At 72.7% G+C, this 15,509-nt stretch carries 15 protein-coding genes, 1 tRNA gene and 1 other RNA gene; 6 read left to right on the top strand and 11 right to left on the bottom strand.

All coding sequences use genetic code 11. From position 1 onward, the window contains the following. Positions 1-2: 2 nt before the first annotated feature. The 6 genes from ACGF3A_RS11495 to ffs form a co-directional block, all read right to left on the bottom strand. Positions 3-851, bottom strand: a complete 849-nt coding sequence (locus ACGF3A_RS11495) for an endonuclease I family protein (protein WP_393728297.1) — start codon at positions 849-851, stop codon at positions 3-5. A 212-nt stretch (positions 852-1,063) separates the two neighbouring features. Then, on the bottom strand, positions 1,064-1,726 hold the full coding sequence (locus tag ACGF3A_RS11490) for a DUF5063 domain-containing protein (protein ID WP_393728295.1): 663 nt from the start codon (positions 1,724-1,726) through the stop codon (positions 1,064-1,066). After that, a complete protein-coding gene (recR, locus tag ACGF3A_RS11485; protein WP_393728293.1) occupies positions 1,719-2,318 on the bottom strand; it encodes a recombination mediator RecR in 600 nt (199 codons plus the stop codon). Before recR ends, ACGF3A_RS11490 begins: the two co-directional genes overlap by 8 nt. A 116-nt stretch (positions 2,319-2,434) precedes the next feature. Beyond that, positions 2,435-2,770 (bottom strand): YbaB/EbfC family nucleoid-associated protein, encoded by a 336-nt coding sequence (locus tag ACGF3A_RS11480; protein WP_393728291.1) that lies wholly within the window; start codon positions 2,768-2,770, stop codon positions 2,435-2,437. A 157-nt stretch (positions 2,771-2,927) separates the two neighbouring features. Continuing rightward, positions 2,928-5,228, bottom strand: a complete 2,301-nt coding sequence (locus ACGF3A_RS11475; protein ID WP_393728289.1) for a DNA polymerase III subunit gamma and tau — start codon at positions 5,226-5,228, stop codon at positions 2,928-2,930. Between the two features lie 44 nt (positions 5,229-5,272). Continuing rightward, positions 5,273-5,367: signal recognition particle sRNA small type (gene ffs, locus ACGF3A_RS11470), an RNA gene on the bottom strand. Between the two features lie 74 nt (positions 5,368-5,441). On the opposite strand from ffs, the gene ACGF3A_RS11465 reads away from it, so the two are divergent. From ACGF3A_RS11465 to ACGF3A_RS11455, 3 genes are all read left to right on the top strand, one after another. Beyond that, positions 5,442-5,526, top strand: a tRNA-Ser gene (locus ACGF3A_RS11465). A gap of 202 nt (positions 5,527-5,728) precedes the next feature. After that, a complete protein-coding gene (locus ACGF3A_RS11460; RefSeq protein WP_393728287.1) occupies positions 5,729-6,313 on the top strand; it encodes a sigma-70 family RNA polymerase sigma factor in 585 nt (194 codons plus the stop codon). Further along, a complete protein-coding gene (locus ACGF3A_RS11455; protein WP_393728285.1) occupies positions 6,310-7,113 on the top strand; it encodes an anti-sigma factor domain-containing protein in 804 nt (267 codons plus the stop codon). The genes ACGF3A_RS11460 and ACGF3A_RS11455 overlap by 4 nt, the downstream gene beginning before the upstream one ends. Positions 7,114-7,158: 45 nt before the next feature. Here ACGF3A_RS11455 and ACGF3A_RS11450 read toward each other — a convergent pair whose 3' ends face one another. The 4 genes from ACGF3A_RS11450 to ACGF3A_RS11435 are packed head-to-tail and all read right to left on the bottom strand — an operon-like array spanning position 7,159 to position 11,340. Further along, complete coding sequence (locus ACGF3A_RS11450; protein WP_393728283.1) at positions 7,159-7,992, bottom strand: DUF1295 domain-containing protein; 834 nt, start codon at positions 7,990-7,992, stop codon at positions 7,159-7,161. Beyond that, positions 7,989-9,266: a class I SAM-dependent methyltransferase gene (locus tag ACGF3A_RS11445; protein WP_393728281.1), complete on the bottom strand. Its 1,278-nt coding sequence runs from the start codon at positions 9,264-9,266 to the stop codon at positions 7,989-7,991. The genes ACGF3A_RS11450 and ACGF3A_RS11445 overlap by 4 nt, the downstream gene beginning before the upstream one ends. Continuing rightward, positions 9,263-10,006: a DUF1365 domain-containing protein gene (locus ACGF3A_RS11440; protein WP_393728279.1), complete on the bottom strand. Its 744-nt coding sequence runs from the start codon at positions 10,004-10,006 to the stop codon at positions 9,263-9,265. The genes ACGF3A_RS11445 and ACGF3A_RS11440 overlap by 4 nt, the downstream gene beginning before the upstream one ends. After that, the gene (locus tag ACGF3A_RS11435) at positions 10,003-11,340 is read right to left on the bottom strand and encodes an NAD(P)/FAD-dependent oxidoreductase (protein ID WP_393728277.1); all 1,338 of its coding nucleotides are present in this window, start codon (positions 11,338-11,340) and stop codon (positions 10,003-10,005) included. Before ACGF3A_RS11435 ends, ACGF3A_RS11440 begins: the two co-directional genes overlap by 4 nt. Before the next feature lie 195 nt (positions 11,341-11,535). Here ACGF3A_RS11435 and ACGF3A_RS11430 point away from each other — a divergent pair, with 195 nt between their 5' ends. Both ACGF3A_RS11430 and ACGF3A_RS11425 read left to right on the top strand, forming a co-directional pair. After that, positions 11,536-13,170 (top strand): molybdopterin-dependent oxidoreductase, encoded by a 1,635-nt coding sequence (locus ACGF3A_RS11430; RefSeq protein ID WP_393728275.1) that lies wholly within the window; start codon positions 11,536-11,538, stop codon positions 13,168-13,170. A 56-nt stretch (positions 13,171-13,226) separates the two neighbouring features. Further along, entirely contained in the window at positions 13,227-13,865 is a 639-nt protein-coding gene (locus ACGF3A_RS11425; protein ID WP_393728273.1) for a fasciclin domain-containing protein, read from the top strand. Here ACGF3A_RS11425 and ACGF3A_RS11420 read toward each other — a convergent pair. After that, positions 13,849-14,064, bottom strand: a complete 216-nt coding sequence (locus ACGF3A_RS11420) for an Lrp/AsnC family transcriptional regulator (RefSeq protein ID WP_393728271.1) — start codon at positions 14,062-14,064, stop codon at positions 13,849-13,851. The two genes, ACGF3A_RS11425 and ACGF3A_RS11420, sit on opposite strands and share 17 nt — an antisense overlap. An 86-nt stretch (positions 14,065-14,150) precedes the next feature. Between ACGF3A_RS11420 and ACGF3A_RS11415 the strand changes: the two genes are divergently transcribed. Continuing rightward, on the top strand, positions 14,151-15,509 hold the full coding sequence (locus ACGF3A_RS11415) for a sensor histidine kinase (protein ID WP_393728269.1): 1,359 nt from the start codon (positions 14,151-14,153) through the stop codon (positions 15,507-15,509).

Genomic DNA, 15,509 nt, shown 5'->3' with positions numbered 1-15,509 from the left:
GCTCAGCCCCAGATCTCCTTGACCCACTCGGGGTGGTCGATGAACGGGTTCCGGTTGTGCTGGAACTTCTCGAATATGACCTCGTTGCGGTTCTTCTCGAAGTCCGAGGGCGGGTCCTGCTCGTTCCACTTCTTGAGGGTGGAGAGCTTGCCGTGCAGCGGCTTGGAGCCGTTCTCGACCTCGTCGTTGGCTTCCAGGTCGGGGTAGTCGTCCTTGCCCTCGTAGCGGACGGACATGTAGAGGATCATGCGGGCGACATCGCCCTTGACCTCGTCGCGGGGCTCGAAGGAGTCGCCGTCGGTGAAGTTGCCGGGGGCCTCCTCGAGCTCCTCGCCGCCCTCGTCGAAGTCCTTGCTGCCGCGCGTGCTGTTGACCGAGACATCGGTGGGGCGCAGGTGGTGGATGTCGGTGCCGGGTCCGGTCGCGGTGCCGAAGTCGCCGTGGGACTTGGCCCAGGTGTGCTCGCGGTTCCACTGGTCGGCGCCGCCGCCGTTGTCCTCCTTGGACTGGGAGCGGCCCGTGTAGAGGAGGAGGACGTTGGACTTGTTGTCCGGGTCCTCGTCGGTGGCCTTCAGGGCCTCCCAGACCTGGTCGTAGGAGAGCTGGTCGCCCTCGCTGATGATGGTGTTGAGGGCCGCCTTCAGCTCGTCGCCGGTCTTGCCCTCGGCGTCCTTGTAGTAGTCGCCGGGCGCCTCGGCCGCGGCCTGCTTCGCGGCCTGCTTCGCGGGCTGCGGCGGCTCCGCGGACGCCGTCGCCGGGAGCTGCGTCAGGGCACCCGCGAGCAGCGCCGTGCTGCCGAGCAGCACGGCGGAGCGGCGCCAAGTGACGCGCGTAGAAAGAAGGTTGCGCATGGTGGGGGGCCTCTCCGTTTCCGGGAAAGGAGCGCAGGATGAACAGCCCATGACCGGCGCACGTCCAGTGCGTGTCCAGTGCATGACAAGCTACTGCTCGAACTGACGCCCCAGGGGCATACGTCCGTGGCAGCTTGCCACAGAGACGTACGCCCCCGTAAGACCCCGGAGGGGCGTGCGGGAGCCCGCGGGCTCCCGCAAGATCCCGCGGGTCAGGCGTTCTTGAGGCCGAGCGGCGCGCCGATCTCCGCCGCCATGACCTTGCCCGCCTCGGCCTCCAGCTTGCCGTCGTCACCGTCGGCGTCGCTGTCGGTGTCCAGCCCGTTCAGCTCGTCGAGCGGCGTGTCCAGGCGGACGTGCGCGACCAGCGACTGGAGCGCGCGCAGCGCGGCCGAGGCGGTCGGACCCCAGTTGGACAGGTACGAGAACTGCCACCACCACAGCGCCTCGGTGACCCGGCCCGCGCGGTAGTGCGCCATGCCGTGCCGCAGGTCCGTGACGACGTCGGCGAGATCGTCCGAGATCCGGCAGGCGACGGGCGCCGTGCGCGGCACGTACGGATCGAAGACCTCGGAGTAGACGTCGACCGGTTCCAGCAGCGTGGCGAGCCGCATGCGCATCTCGTCCACGTCCGGTTCCGGGCCGACATCCGGCTCGTACCGCTCGTCCGGGACGATGTCCTCGTGCGCGCCGAGCCGCCCGCCCGCGAGCAGCAGCTGCGAGACCTCCAGCAGCAGGTACGGCACGGCACTGTCCGGGTCGTCCCCTCTCGCCACCTCGGCGACCGAGACGATGAAGCTCTCGACCTGGTCGGAGATCTGGACCGCGAAGTCGTCGGGCGCGTCCTTGATCGAGTTCAGCGTGGCGTCAGACATCGAGCAACCTTCTCCCCTCAAAGGCACGCCCAAGCGTGACCTCGTCCGCGTACTCCAGATCTCCCCCGACGGGGAGTCCGCTGGCCAGTCGCGTCACCTTGAGCCCCATCGCGGAGACCATGCGCGCGAGATACGTGGCCGTGGCCTCGCCCTCCAGGTTGGGATCGGTGGCCAGGATCAGCTCTGTGACGGTGCCGTCCGCCAGGCGGGCCAGCAGCTCCCGTATCCGCAGATCGTCCGGGCCGACGCCCTCGATCGGGCTGATCGCCCCGCCGAGCACGTGGTACCGACCGCGGAACTCACGCGTCCGCTCGATCGCGACCACGTCCTTGGGCTCCTCGACCACGCAGATCACCGCCGGGTCGCGACGCGGGTCGGCACAGACCCGGCACTGCTCCTCCTGCGCGACATTGCCGCAGACGGCGCAGAATCTGACCTTCTCCTTGACCTCGGTCAGCGCGTGCGCGAGGCGCCGGACGTCGGCGGGCTCGGACTGGAGGATGTGGAAGGCGATCCGCTGCGCGCTCTTGGGACCGACGCCGGGCAGCCTGCCCAACTCGTCGATGAGGTCCTGGACCACGCCTTCGTACACGGATGCTCCCGCTCTGCCGCTGCCTCTGCCGATGCCTCTGCCGGTGCCGCTGGCTTCCTGTCGTGCTGCTCTCCGTACGTTAGTTGCCCGTACGGTCCTCTAGAAGGGAAGCCCCACTAGAAGGGAAGCCCCGGCATTCCGCCCAGGCCCTGCGCGAGGGGGCCGAGCTTCTGCTGCTGGAGCTCCTGCGCGGCGCTGTTCGCGTCGCGGACGGCCGCGAGGACGAGGTCCGCGAGGGTCTCGGTGTCCTCCGGGTCCACGGCCTTCGGGTCGATGACCAGGCCCCGGAGCTCGCCGGAACCGGTCACGGTCGCCTTCACCAGGCCCCCGCCCGCCGAGCCCTCGACGGGGGTCTCGGCCAGCTCCTGCTGGGCCGCGGCGAGGTCCTGCTGCATCTTCTGGGCCTGCTGCAGCAACTGCTGCATATCGGGCTGGCCACCACCGGGAATCACGTCTTGGCTCCTGGCTCGCTTGACGACGTCTTGCTGGCTGGTCCGAGCCTACGTGCTCACCGGGGCGCCCCGCCGCCCCCTGCCGGTCACCCGCCCGCACGGGGCTCTTCTCGCTCACCCGTGCTCAGGACGTACGGCCCGGGGCCCGGGACGCGGCTCACTCGTGCTGGAACTCCTCTATGACCGTCGCCCCCAGCTCGCGGACGATCAGGTCGTGCCCGGAGAGCGCCGTCTCGTCGAGGTCGGGGTCGTCCTCGGCGGGCATGTCGTCCTCGACGCCGACGTACGGCCCGGCCTGGGCCGGGGGCGCCTCGACGGGCGGAGCGGCCGGCTCCGGGGCGGTGGCGGGAACGGGCGCGGGAGCGGCCGGGGCGGTCGGCGCGGCCGGGGCGGGTGCTGCCATGCCGTCCCGGACAGCGCCGCCGGGTCCGCCGGGGCCGCCGGGGCCGCCCTGCGACGAGGACGGCTCCGGGTGCTGCGGGGCCTGCGGGGGCGGTGCGGCGGCCTGGGGCGGCGCGGGGGCCTGCTGCGGGCGCGCCGGGCCACCGAAGCCGGGACCGGGACCGGGGCTGCCGGGCGCGCTGCCGCCCCCCGCGCCCCCCGCGCCACCGGTGCCGCCCGACGGATCGACGATCGCCTCGACCTTCCACTGCACGCCGAGCGCGTCGCTGAGCGCCTGGCGCAGGATGTCCTCGCTGCCGCCGTTGACGAAGCTGTCCCGCGCGCCCGCGTTGGAGAACCCGACCTGGAGAGTGGTGCCGTCGAAGCCGACGATCTGCGCGTTCTGACTGAGCAGGATCCAGGTGAAGCGCCGCCGGTTCTTCACGGCCTCCAGGATCTGCGGCCACATCTGCCGCACCTGCGAGGGATCACCGGCGCTCGCCGAGGCCGGAGCCGGGGCCTGCGCCGGGGCCGGTGCGGCGGACGGCGGGGCAGGCGGGGCGGAGGGCTGCGGCGCGACAGCCTCCGGGGTGGCGGCTGCCTGCGGCGTGGCCGCGGTGGGCCACGCGCCGGGCCGGGCACCCCCACCACCGCTCCCACCGGGAGAGGCGGCATCGGGCCAGGCCCCGGGCCGGTGCCCACCGGACTGGGCCGCCGGGGCGGGCTCGGCCGCGGGGCTGGCCTCAGGCGCGACGGGAGCGGGCGCCGGGGCGGCGGGATCGGGCCCGGGAACCGGCGCGGAGGCGGGCACAGGGGCGGGAACGGCGGCGGGAACGGCCGCCGGAGCGGCACCAGCGGGGGGACCGGTCGCGGCACCGGTCGCGGCACCGGGCACGGCACCGGTGACGGCCCCCAGCGCAGCGCCGCGCTCCAGGCGGTCGAGGCGGGCCTGCACGGACCGCTCGTCGCCGTACGTGGCGGGGAGCAGCACGCGGGCGCAGATCAGCTCCAGCTGCAGCCGGGGGGAGGTGGCCCCGCGCATCTCCGTCAGCCCGGTGCTCACGAGGTCGGCGGCGCGGCTCAGCTCGGCGGCGCCGAACACCGACGCCTGCGCCCGCATCCGCTCCACGACATCGCCCGGGGCATCGATGAGCCCCTTCTCCCCGGCCTCCGGAACGGCGGCGAGGATCACGAGGTCGCGCAGCCGCTCCAGCAGGTCGGCGACGAACCGGCGGGGATCGTTCCCCCCCTCGATGACCCGGTCGACGATCTCGAAGGCCCGCGCCCCGTCCCCGGCGGCGAAGGCATCGACGACGTCATCGAGCAGCGCCGCGTCCGTGTACCCGAGCAGGGCGGTCGCCATGGCGTACGTCACACCGTCCTCGCCGGCTCCGGCGAGGAGCTGGTCCATGACGGACATGGAGTCACGGACGGACCCGGCCCCCGCCCGTACGGCCAGCGGCAGCACGGCGTCGTCCACGGGGATGGCCTCGCGCTCACACACCTCGGCCAGATAGTCACGCAGCGTCCCGGGCGGCACGAGACGGAACGGATAGTGATGGGTCCGCGACCGGATGGTCCCGATGACCTTCTCGGGCTCGGTCGTGGCGAAGATGAACTTGAGGTGCTCCGGCGGCTCTTCGACGACCTTCAGCAGGGCGTTGAACCCCGCCGGGGTGACCATGTGCGCCTCGTCGACGATATAGATCTTGTAACGACTCGACGCGGGGCCGAAGAACGCCTTCTCCCGCAGCTCACGGGCATCGTCCACACCACCGTGCGAGGCGGCGTCGATCTCGATCACATCGATCGAACCGGGCCCGTTCCTGGCCAGGTCCGTGCAGGACTGGCACTCCCCGCAGGGTGTGGGCGTGGGCCCCTGCTCACAGTTGAGACAGCGGGCGAGGATGCGGGCGCTGGTCGTCTTGCCACAGCCGCGCGGGCCGCTGAAGAGATACGCGTGGTTCACACGGTTGTTGCGCAGCGCCTGCTGAAGGGGATCGGTCACATGCTCTTGCCCGATGACCTCGGCGAAGGTCTCGGGGCGATAGCGGCGGTACAGGGCGAGGGACGACACACCCCCGACGATATAGGGGACCGCCGACAAGTGGTCCCGGTCACACAAACGCCCCCCACGCACCCGCCAGAGCCAACCTACCCTTGCTGCCTTCCGGCCCTGGGGGAGTTCAGTCAGATAGCGCCACGTGAGGGGCTGGCGCCAACACTACCCGATCCCGACCGGCGACTACGAGTTCGCGAGCACTCCCCGGAGTCTTGTATTGTTTGCGGCGGAGGATTCGCCTAGTGGCCTAGGGCGCACGCTTGGAAAGCGTGTTGGGGGCAACCCCTCACGAGTTCGAATCTCGTATCCTCCGCCCAGCCTCACCGGGCTGAACGAAGACCCCGACCGGTTCGCCGGTCGGGGTCTTCGTAGTTTCGGGGTCGGGGTCGGCGGGATTTCTCTTCGTGTGACCAATCCGGTGCGTCGTCCGCTGCGAATCACAGGGTGATGGGCAGGCACGAGGAGCGTATGGAGGCTGGGATGCCGCGGGCGAGGAGTACGGCGAGGGCTGTCCGGTGAGGGAGCCCGTCGCGGTGGACGCGGGGGGCCAGGAGGAGGCTGCGCTGGAGGAGCTCGTCAAGCGGGTGGCCACCGGGGACCAGGACGCCTTCGCGCGCGTCTACGACCAGGTCGCCGGACCGGTGTTCGGGATCGTGCGCTCGGTGCTGCGCGACCCGTCCCAGTCCGAGGAGGTGACGCAGGAGGTGCTGGTCGAGGTGTGGCGGACCGCCGCGCACTTCGACGCGGGCAAGGGCAGCGCGATGACCTGGGTGATGACGCTCGCGCGGCGGCGGGCCATCGACCGGGTGCGCTCCGCGCAGGCCGCCAGCGACCGGGAGCGGCGGGCAGCGAGGCTGGACCGGACGCCCGACTACGACGACGTGGTCGAGCAGATCGAGGCACGGCTGGAACGGGAACAGGTGCGGCGCTGTCTGCGGATGCTGACCGAGATCCAGCTCCAGGCCGTCACCCTCGCCTACTACCGGGGGCTGACCTACCGCGAGGTCGCCGAACTGCTGGCGCAGCCGCTGGGGACGATCAAGACACGGCTCCGCGACGGGCTGATCCGGCTGCGGGACTGCCTGGGGGTGAGCGCATGACGGCCGCCGAACTCCACACGCTGACGGGCGCCTACGCCCTGGACGCGCTCTCCGAGGACGAGAGTGAGGCGTTCGAGCGGCATCTGGCCGACTGCGCCTCCTGCGGCCTTGAGGTCGCCGAACTGCGCGCCACCGGGGCGCGGTTGGGCCTCGCCGTGGCGGAGCAGCCGCCGCCGGAGCTGCGCGCACGCGTCCTCGGCCGTATCGGTGCGGTGCGGCAGGAGCCGCCGCGACCGCCCCGGAAGGAGCCGCGCCCGCGCGGCACCGGGGGAACGGCGGGCCACCCCGGTACGGCCGGTGGCCGGTGGAGCAGGGCGCGGCGGTGGCAGACCTTCGCGCTGGCCGCCTCCGTTGCCGCCGTCGCGCTGGGCGGCGTGGCCGTCTGGCAGCAGCGGGACGCGGACGACGCGCGGCGCGACAGCGCCCGGGAAAGCGCGCGTTCCGCCGAGTTGACCAAGGTGGCCGAGGTGCTGACGGCGGCCGACGCGCGGACGGTCTCCAGCAAGAGGCTGCCCGGCGGCGGTTCGGGCACCGCCGTCGTCTCCCAGCGGCTCGACAGGGCGGCCTTCCTCGCCTCGGGCATGGCGCCTCCGCCCAGCGGCAAGGTCTACCAGTTCTGGTTCGACGACCACGGAACCATGCGCTCCGCCGGTCTGATGGGCCGCGACAACACCGTGCTCCTCGACGGCAAGGTCGACGGCGCCCGGGGAATGGGCATCACGGTCGAGCCCGGGGGCGGCTCCTCGCAGCCCACCTCGAAGCCCGTGGCGCTGATGGCCTTCCCGGCGGATGGGGGGTGACGAGAGCGTTCCGTCCCGTTCCTTTCCGCATTGCCCCGTCCTGTCCTACGTCCGTTTCCTGGGCCTGCGGGGGAAGAAGCCGCTGGTGCGTGCGGCGTACGCGGCGTAGCCAAGGCGGTCCGCCATGTGCTGCTCCAGGAGGCGCTTGCCACTGCCGACGGTGAGCAGTCCGCTCATCGTCAGCGGGGCGGCCAGCAGCACCAGCGCCCCGGCGGCGTCGGCGACGGCCACCAGGTAGAGGCCCCACCACACGCAGAAGTCGCCGAAGTAGTTCGGGTGCCGGGTCCAGCTCCACAGGCCCTGGTCCATGATCCGGCCGCGGTTCTCAGGGCGTGCGGTGAACCGGGCGAGCTGCCGGTCACCGACGGCCTCGAAGACCATGCCCGCCAGCCAGACCGCGACACCGCCCCAGGCGAGCACGCCGGGCGGCTCGTGCGCGTACTGCCCGGCCTGGACCGGCAGTGAGATCAGCCAGACCAGGGCGCCCTGGAGCAGGTAGACGGTGCGCAGGGCCGCCAGCGCCGGGGGGCCGCTGGACCTGCCGAGCATACGGGCGTAGCGCGGGTCCTCGCCCTTGCCCCAGCCGCGCCGGGCCAGGTGCGCGGCGAGCCGCAGGCCCCACGTGGCCGTGAGGGCCGTGATCAGCGCGCGGCGCCCGGGGTCGCCGTGCCCCGCGGACAGGGCGCAGCTCGTCACCGCCACGGCCGTGAAGGCGAGGCCCCACGCGACGTCGACGTAACGGTGTCTGCCGCGGGCGGCCCCGAAGCAGAAGGTCACCAGCATCACGCCGAGCGCAACGCCCGCGCAGACACCGAGATGGGCGGCGCACGCCTCCCAGTCCACGCCGCCGGTCAAGCCGGTCGCCGGTCCGCCGGTCACTCGCCCTCCTGCCCTCGCTCCTCGCGGAGGAGGAGCAACTGGCGTACGTCGAGGTAGCCCGCGCGGAATCCCGCCTCCGAGTAGGCCAGGTAGAGGGTCCACATGCGGCGGAAGGTGTCGTCGAGGCCGAGGGCGGCCACCTCGTCGGCGCGTTCCGTGAACCGTTCGCGCCACAGCCGCAGCGTCTCGGCGTAGTGCGCTCCGAAGGCGGCGTCGGCGGCCGGGCGCAACCGGGTCTCCTCCCGCGCGATCCGGGACAGGGCCCGGAGCGAGGGGATCATGCCGCCGGGGAAGACGTACTTCTGGATCCAGGTGTGGGTGCGGCGGGTGGCGAGCAGGCGGTGGTGGGGCATGGTGATGGCCTGCAGCACGACCCGGCCGCCGGGGGCGAGCAGCCGGTCGAGGGCCTTGAGATAGACCGGCCAGTACTCCTCCCCCACCGCCTCGATCATCTCGACGCTCACGATCGCGTCGTAACTCCCCCGCACCTGGCGGTAGTCGCGCAGCAGCAGCGTCACCCGGTCCGCGAACCCCGCCTCCTCCACCCGGCGCCGCGCCACCTCCAACTGCTTCTGGGAGAGGGTGACGGAGACGACCTCCGCGCCGCGCTTGGCGGCGCACAGCGCCAGTTCACCCCAGCCGGTACCGATCTCCAGCAGGCGGGTGCCGGGCCCGGCACGGAGCTGGTCGAGCAGCATTTCCGTCTTGCGGCGCTGCGCGGGTGCCAGGTCCCGCCAGGCGGGCGGGAAGCTGCGGAAGACCGCGGAGGAGTAGGTCAGGGTCTCGTCGAGGAAGAGTGCGAACAGCTCGTTGGAGAGGTCGTAGTGGCGGTGGATGTTGCCGCGGGCGCCCTCGGGGGTGTTGCGCTGGGAGGCGGGCCGGACCGGGGCCCACAGCGGGCGCAGGCGCTGGAGCGGTGGCGGTACGAGCGTTTCGGCGTGCTCGGCGAACACCCGCAGGACGCCGACCAGGTCGGGGGCGTCCCACTCCCGGGCCATGTAGGACTCGCCGAAACCGATGAGGCCGGAGTGCCCGAGGCGGCGGTGGAAGGAGTCCGGGTCGTGGATCTCCAGGCGGGGGCCGCCGGTGCCGAGGGTCTCGCCACCGGGCAGGACGGTCCACAGCGGCAGGGCTTCCAGGGCGCGGCGGACCAGGTGCCGGGCGACGGCCGTACGCGGCCGGGAGACGCGGGGTACGACGGCCACGTCCGGCCAGCGGCGGCTGTCCACGTGGTGCCGCGCCGGGCCGGTACGGGGGGAGGTGGGGGCGCTCACTGCATTCCCTTCTGTACGGGGTGGTGCGGGCGTGGCCTCACGCGCAGGCCGCGCGCCCAGAGCCACAGGCCGTGGACGCGGATCGCCGCGGAGACGGCGAGCGTCGGCCAGGGGTGACATGCGGCCGCGCGCAGCAGTCCGGCGGGGGTGGCCCGAGTGCGGTCGCCGTGGACGGTGGCGAGGAAGGGACGGGTTCCTCGGCGCTCCAGGCGCACGGAGATCCGCAGGCGGGCGTCCGGTTCGGGGAGGCGCATGCGGTAGGCGCCGTCGACGGGGAAGAACGGCGAGACGTAGAACTCCTTGGGCACGTACGCCCGTCCGTCGGCGTCCGGGTGGAGCAGATGGCAGTGCCGTTCGCCGTACGTGTTGTGCACCTCGGCCACGATGCACAGCGGAGCTCCCGCCGCGTCGTGGCACCAGTAGAGGGTGAGCGGGTTGAACACGTGGCCGAACACCCGGGCGGCAGTGAGCATCGTGACCCTGCCGCCGTCCAGGTCGAGCCCGCGCGCCGCCAGGAAACGCTCCAGGCCCCCGCGCAGGGTGGGCGCCGTACCGCCGAAGTGATCGCGGGCCTCGAACCTGGCCAGCGGGTGCAGCGGGCGGGGCAGTCGCGGGGGCCGGTCGATGTCGAGGAACCACAGGTACGTGCGGTGGTGGAAGGCGTGCCGCACGGGCCCGTCGCGTACGTGCGTGACCACGCAGCGGTAGAGGGCGGGGACGGCCACGGTGGAGGGGGTCACCAGCTCACCCCCAGCGTGCGGGCGGCCTCGATACCGGAGCGGCAGCCGTCCTCGTGGAACCCCCACCCGTGGTAGGCGCCCGCGTACGCGACGGGCCAGCGGCTGAGGCCGGGAAGCCGTCGCTGCGCCGCCACCGACTCCGGGGTGTGGAGCGGGTGTTCGTAGGCCATGCGGGCCAGCACACTGCCGGGCCGGACGAGGTCCTCGGCGCCGAGCGAGACGACGTGCTCCCTCGGTGAGTCCAGGCGCTGGAGGCGGTTCATGTCGTAGCTGACGCGGACGTGCGCGGTCGGCGTACGGCAGTCGGGCATCAGGTAGTTCCAGGCGGCGCGGGCCGTGCGGGAGCGGGGCAGCGGTGCGGGATCGGTGTGCAGGAGCGCGGAGTTGCGGGAGTAGGGGAGGGCGCCGAGGACCCGTCGTTCGTCCTCGGTGGGGCCGTCGAGCAGGCGCAGCGCCTGGTCGGGGTGGACGGCGAGGACCACTGCGTCGTACTGCCTCGGCTCGCCGTCCCCGGTGGCCAGTTCGACGCCGTCGCCGCGCCGCCGTACCGCGCGTACGGGGGTGGAGGTGTGCACGGCCGCGAGTCGCTCGGCGATACGCCGCACATACGTCCGGGAGCCGCCGGTGACGGTCCGCCAGGTCGGCGAGGAGCCGACGCTGAGCATCCCGTGGTGCTCCAGGAAGCGGAAGAGAGGGCGGGCCGGGTGACGCAGCGCTGTCTCGGGCGCGCAGGACCAGACGGCCGAGACCAGCGGGGTGACGAAGTGCGCGACGAAGTACGCCGAGAAGCGGTTGCCGCGCAGGAAGTCGCCCAGGGTGGCCTCCGCCGCGTGGTCCGTGCCCGGCGTCGTGGCCGACGACGCCCCCGGAGCTGGGCCCGGAGCCGGGCCCGGCTCGGTGGCCAGCAGACGCAGCGCCCGGCGGTGGAAGACGGGCACCTCGGCGATCATCCGCAGGTACGCGGGCCGCAGGGCGTGCCGGGGCGAGGCGAACAGTCCGCGCGGGCCCTTGGCGCCCGCGTACTCCAGTCCGCAGCCCTGGCAGCGTACCGACATGCTCATCGCCGTCTCCTGGCTCGCGACGCCCAGTTCGTCGAAGAGCCTGGTCAGCAGCGGGTAGGTGCGCGGGTTGTGCACGATGAACCCGGTGTCGACCGGGAGGGTCCGGCCGTCCGGTGCGGCGACGTCGTGGGTGTGGGCGTGGCCGCCGAGCCTGTCGTCCGCCTCGTACAGCGTCACCTCGTCCCGTTGTCGCAGCACGTGGGCCGCGCTGAGCCCCGCCACACCGCTGCCCACGACAGCGATCCGCCGGGCCCCGGCAGAGCGTTCGGTCATGGCGCTCCCTTCCGTCCGTACCGGCTGTCCGGACGCATCGGCTCTCCGTCCGGCGCGTGCGATGCCTGTGGCAGGAGTTCGGAGCCGATCGCGTAAGGGATTGGTGTGAGTACGCGCCGACGTGCCGCTTCCTCCCCCGTTCACTCTTCCGGGGGGCGGACCAATCCTCCGGACCCGTCGCTCCGAAGCAGGGGTGTGAGTGACAGGAGAGACGAGACATCAGGCGCGGACGGCAGCCGCGGCCTCGGGGCTCGCTGGGCCCTCGGGGCCCTGAGCGGGCTGCTCGCCGGGTACACGGCGCTGGCCGTCGCCGAGCTGGCGTCCGTGCCCGTACGTCCCGAGGCGGGCCCGGTCGTGGCGGTGGGCGGCGCGGTCATCGACCGTACGCCCGTCTCCGTCAAGGACTGGGCGGTCCGCACCTTCGGCAACGACGACAAATTCGTACTGCAGCTCGGCATCGTCGTGCTGCTCGCGCTCTTCGCGGTGGCCGTGGGGATGCTGGCCGTGCGGCACCGGAGGCTGGGCGCCGCGGGGGTCCTCGGCTTCGGTGCGCTGGGCGCGTTCGCCGCGCTCAGCAGGCCCGACGCGGCCACCCTCGACGCGGTGCCCTCGCTGGCGGGCGCGGTGGCCGGTGCCCTCGTCCTCCACTTCCTGGTGGGCCGGATGTCCGCCCGGAACGAGGGGAGGGAAGCGGGCGAGGGCACGGACTCGAACGCGGACGGCGAGGGGGCGCGGAGCGGACCCGCCCGGCGCCGCTTCGTGCTCGCGGCCGGAGCCGTCGCCGCGGGCGCGACCGGCGCGGGAGCGCTGGGCCGCGGCCTCAACGCGTCCAGCGGGGGCGAGGCCGTCGCCTCGCGCGACGCCGTCCGGCTGCCCCGGCCCGTCTCCCCCGCGGCCCCCGTGCCGCGCGGTGCGGAGCTGGGGGTGAAGGGGCTGAGCCCGTTCCGTACCCCCAACCGGGACTTCTACCGGGTGGACACCCTGCTGCGCGTACCGCGTCTGACGACCGGCGGATGGAGCCTGCGCATCCACGGCGAGGGCGTGCGCCGCCCGCTGACCCTGGAATACGACGAGCTGCTGGGCCGCGGCCTGATCGAGCGGGACATCACAATGACCTGCGTCTCCAACGAGGTCGGCGGCTCCTACGTCGGGAACGCCCGCTGGCTCGGCGTCCCACTGGCGCCCCTGCTCTCCGAAGCAGGTGTCAGGCCGCCCTCCAGGGGCGGGCGTGCCGATCAGCTGGTGGCCCGTTCCGAGGACGGCATGACCCTCGGCAGTCCTGTGGAGACCGTCATGGACGGCCGCGACGCGATGCTGGCGGTCGGGATGAACGGCGAACCGCTGCCCTTCACGCACGGCTTCCCCGTCCGCATGCTCGTCCCCGGGCTCTACGGCTATGTCTCGGCCTGCAAATGGCTGCGCGAACTCGAACTGACCACGTTCGACGACTTCGACGTCTACTGGGTCGAACGCGACTGGAGCCGCCGCGCCCCCGTCAAGACCCAGTCCCGCATCGACACCCCCCGCCCCCTCGTCGGACTCCGGCGCGGCACGGTCCCGGTCGCGGGCGTCGCCTGGGCCCAGCACCGGGGCATCGACCGCGTCGAGGTACGGGTGGGCGACGGGCCCTGGCACCGCGCCCGGCTGGCCGACGAGGACAGCACCGACACCTGGCGCCAATGGGTGTGGGAGTGGGACGCGACCCCCGGTACCCACCGCCTCCAGGTCCGCGCCACCGACCGCACCGGGCGCACCCAGACACCCGACCGGCAGGGCACCGTCCCCGACGGCGCCACGGGCCGGCACTCGGTGGTGGTCACCGTGACCTGACCCCTCGCACTCCCCCTCCCGGTCCTTGATGTCCACCTCTCGCAAGGAGATCCCTCATGAACACCATCCGCGCGTCCCGCGCCCTGATCGCCGCCACCGCCGCCGTAGTGCTCCCCCTCGGGCTGGCCGCCTGCGGCAACGACGACGACGCGGGCGGGTCGAAGAAGAGCGAGCCCAGCAAGAGCCAGAAGAAGGAGGACATGGGCGAGGACTCCGCCATGAGCACCTTCGGCCCCGCGTGCGCCTCCGTACCGAAGAGCGGAAAGGGCAGCTTCAACGGCATGGCCAAGGACCCCGTGGCCACCGCGGCCTCGAACAACCCCGAACTGTCCACCCTCGTCGCCGCGGTGAAGAAGGCCGGACTCGTCGACACGCTCAACAGCAGCAAGAACATCACCGTGTTCGCCCCGACCAATGACGCCTTCAAGAAGATCCCGAAGGCCGACCTGGACAAGGTCATGAGCGACAAGAAGATGCTCACCAAGATCCTCACGTACCACGTGGTCGGCAAGCCGGTCGGCAAGGACCAGCTCAAGGACGGCACGTTCACCACGCTGGAGAAGGACAAGGTGACCACGGAGGGCTCCGGCGACTCCTACACCGTCAACGGCAGCGCGAAGATCGGCTGCGGCGACGTCACCACCGCCAACGCCACCGTCCACCTCATCGACACCGTCCTCATGCCCCCCAAGTAGCCGCGAACGGCAGCGGGTCCCCCGGGAGGGGGCAGGCCACGCGGCCTGCCCCCTCTCCCGCTGCCCACTGCTTGACCCGCTCGTGCACGGCCGGACGCGACACGTGCACCCGCCGGGCGATCTCCTCGTGGCTGATCCGCCCCTGCGCGGAGACCAGTCTGACGATCTCCCGGTCCACCGGGTCGAGGTCCTTGGGCATCGCTGTTCTCTTCCGTTCGTCCGAGTCGTTCCCACAGCTGGCAGCCCCTGCCAGCCGCTTCCGGCACCGGCTTCTATCCTCGCCGGGTGAGTACCACCAGTCGCACCCGCCAGGTCAGGCACACGCTCCGCTCCTGGGCGCTCCTGCCACCCGGCGACGGGAACGGCTACGGCTACGGCGGTACGGCGCGGGAGTCCGCGGCACGGCCCGTACCGCGCGGGCCCCGCGTCCCCCCGCGCGTCATGGACGTGGCGCTGACGGCGGTCGTGCTGCTGTTCGCGGTGTGGAACAGCTACCTGAACCCCTACATGGGACCGGCCGCCCACTGGGCGAACATGCTGCTGGCCGCGATGAGCGCGCTGCCCCTGCTCGCCCGGCGCAAGGCGCCCGAACTGGTGCTCGCCGTCGGCCTGCTCGCCAAGGTCCTCCAGGTCTCGCCCTTCGTGGTGCCCTTCGCCTACTACGCGGAGGGCGCCTACCGCGGCCCGCACAGCCGCCGCGCCGCGTGGGTCTCGGCCGGAGCCGGACTGGTGTTCGCCCTCGCGCCCTGGAACCCGGAGGTGTGGTCCAGCTTCCGGGCGGTGGCGACCTCGTTCGCCGTGAACTTCGTCTTCTCCTGCCTCGTGCCGCTGCTGCTGGGGCTCTACGTGGGCCAGCGGCGCGCGGTCGTCGCCGGTCTCGTCGAACGGGCGGAGCGCGCCGAGCGGGAGCAGCGGCTCATCGCCGAGGCCGCGCGGGAGGAAGAGCGGCGCCGTATCGCCGGAGAGATGCACGACGTGGTCTCCCACCAGGTGAGCCTGATCGTCGTGCACGCCAACGCGCTCAGCGCCGTCGCCCACGACCCGGAGACGACGGGCGAGACCGCGCAGATCATCCAGACCGCCGGCCGACGCGCGCTCACCGAGCTCCGCGAGATGCTGGGGCTGCTCAGGGGCGGACCGGCGGACGGACCCGCGGACGGACCGGCGGACGGACCCGCGGATGGACCCACGGAGAGTCAGACCGGGGCCTCCGCTCCCCGTACGGTCGTCGACCGGATCACCGAGCTGGCCGACAGCTCGCGGACCGCCGGGCTGCCCGTGGACGTGCTCGTCGAGGGCGCGCCGCAGCCGCTGGCGGAGCCGGTCGAGCGGGCGGCGCACCGGGTCGTGCAGGAGGCGCTGACCAACGTGCACAAGCACGCGCCCGGCGCCGCGACGCGCGTCCACCTCACGTTCGGCCCGCGAACCGTGCGCGTACGGATCGTCAACGGCCCGCCCGGGAGCCCCCTCGGGCGGCCCGAGGACGACGGCGAGCCGCTGCTGCCGAGCGGGGGACACGGGCTGATCGGCCTGACGGAACGGGTCCGCCTGGCCGGGGGCACCATCGGGTCCGGGCCCACCGAGGACGGCGGCTTCCGGATCGACGCGACACTGCCCGTGCCGACGCCCATGCCCACGCCCTGA

Origin of the sequence: Streptomyces sp. NPDC048172, from assembly GCF_043202595.1 — a bacterium.
Taxonomy (GTDB): Bacteria; Actinomycetota; Actinomycetes; order Streptomycetales; family Streptomycetaceae; genus Streptomyces.
The sequence above is the reverse complement of the archived record's forward strand: the minus strand, read 5'-3'. Positions and strand labels throughout refer to the sequence as shown.

What these genes read in the sequence shown, in the direction of transcription:
- ACGF3A_RS11495 (WP_393728297.1), bottom strand. Translation starts at nt 851, where the DNA reads ATGCGCAACCTTCTTTCTACGCGCGTCACTTGGCGCCGCTCCGCCGTG.
- ACGF3A_RS11490 (WP_393728295.1), bottom strand. Translation starts at nt 1,726, where the DNA reads ATGTCTGACGCCACGCTGAACTCGATCAAGGACGCGCCCGACGACTTC.
- ACGF3A_RS11455 (WP_393728285.1), top strand. Translation starts at nt 6,310, where the DNA reads ATGACGGCCGCCGAACTCCACACGCTGACGGGCGCCTACGCCCTGGAC.
- ACGF3A_RS11435 (WP_393728277.1), bottom strand. Translation starts at nt 11,340, where the DNA reads ATGACCGAACGCTCTGCCGGGGCCCGGCGGATCGCTGTCGTGGGCAGC.
- ACGF3A_RS11425 (WP_393728273.1), top strand. Translation starts at nt 13,227, where the DNA reads ATGAACACCATCCGCGCGTCCCGCGCCCTGATCGCCGCCACCGCCGCC.
- ACGF3A_RS11420 (WP_393728271.1), bottom strand. Translation starts at nt 14,064, where the DNA reads ATGCCCAAGGACCTCGACCCGGTGGACCGGGAGATCGTCAGACTGGTC.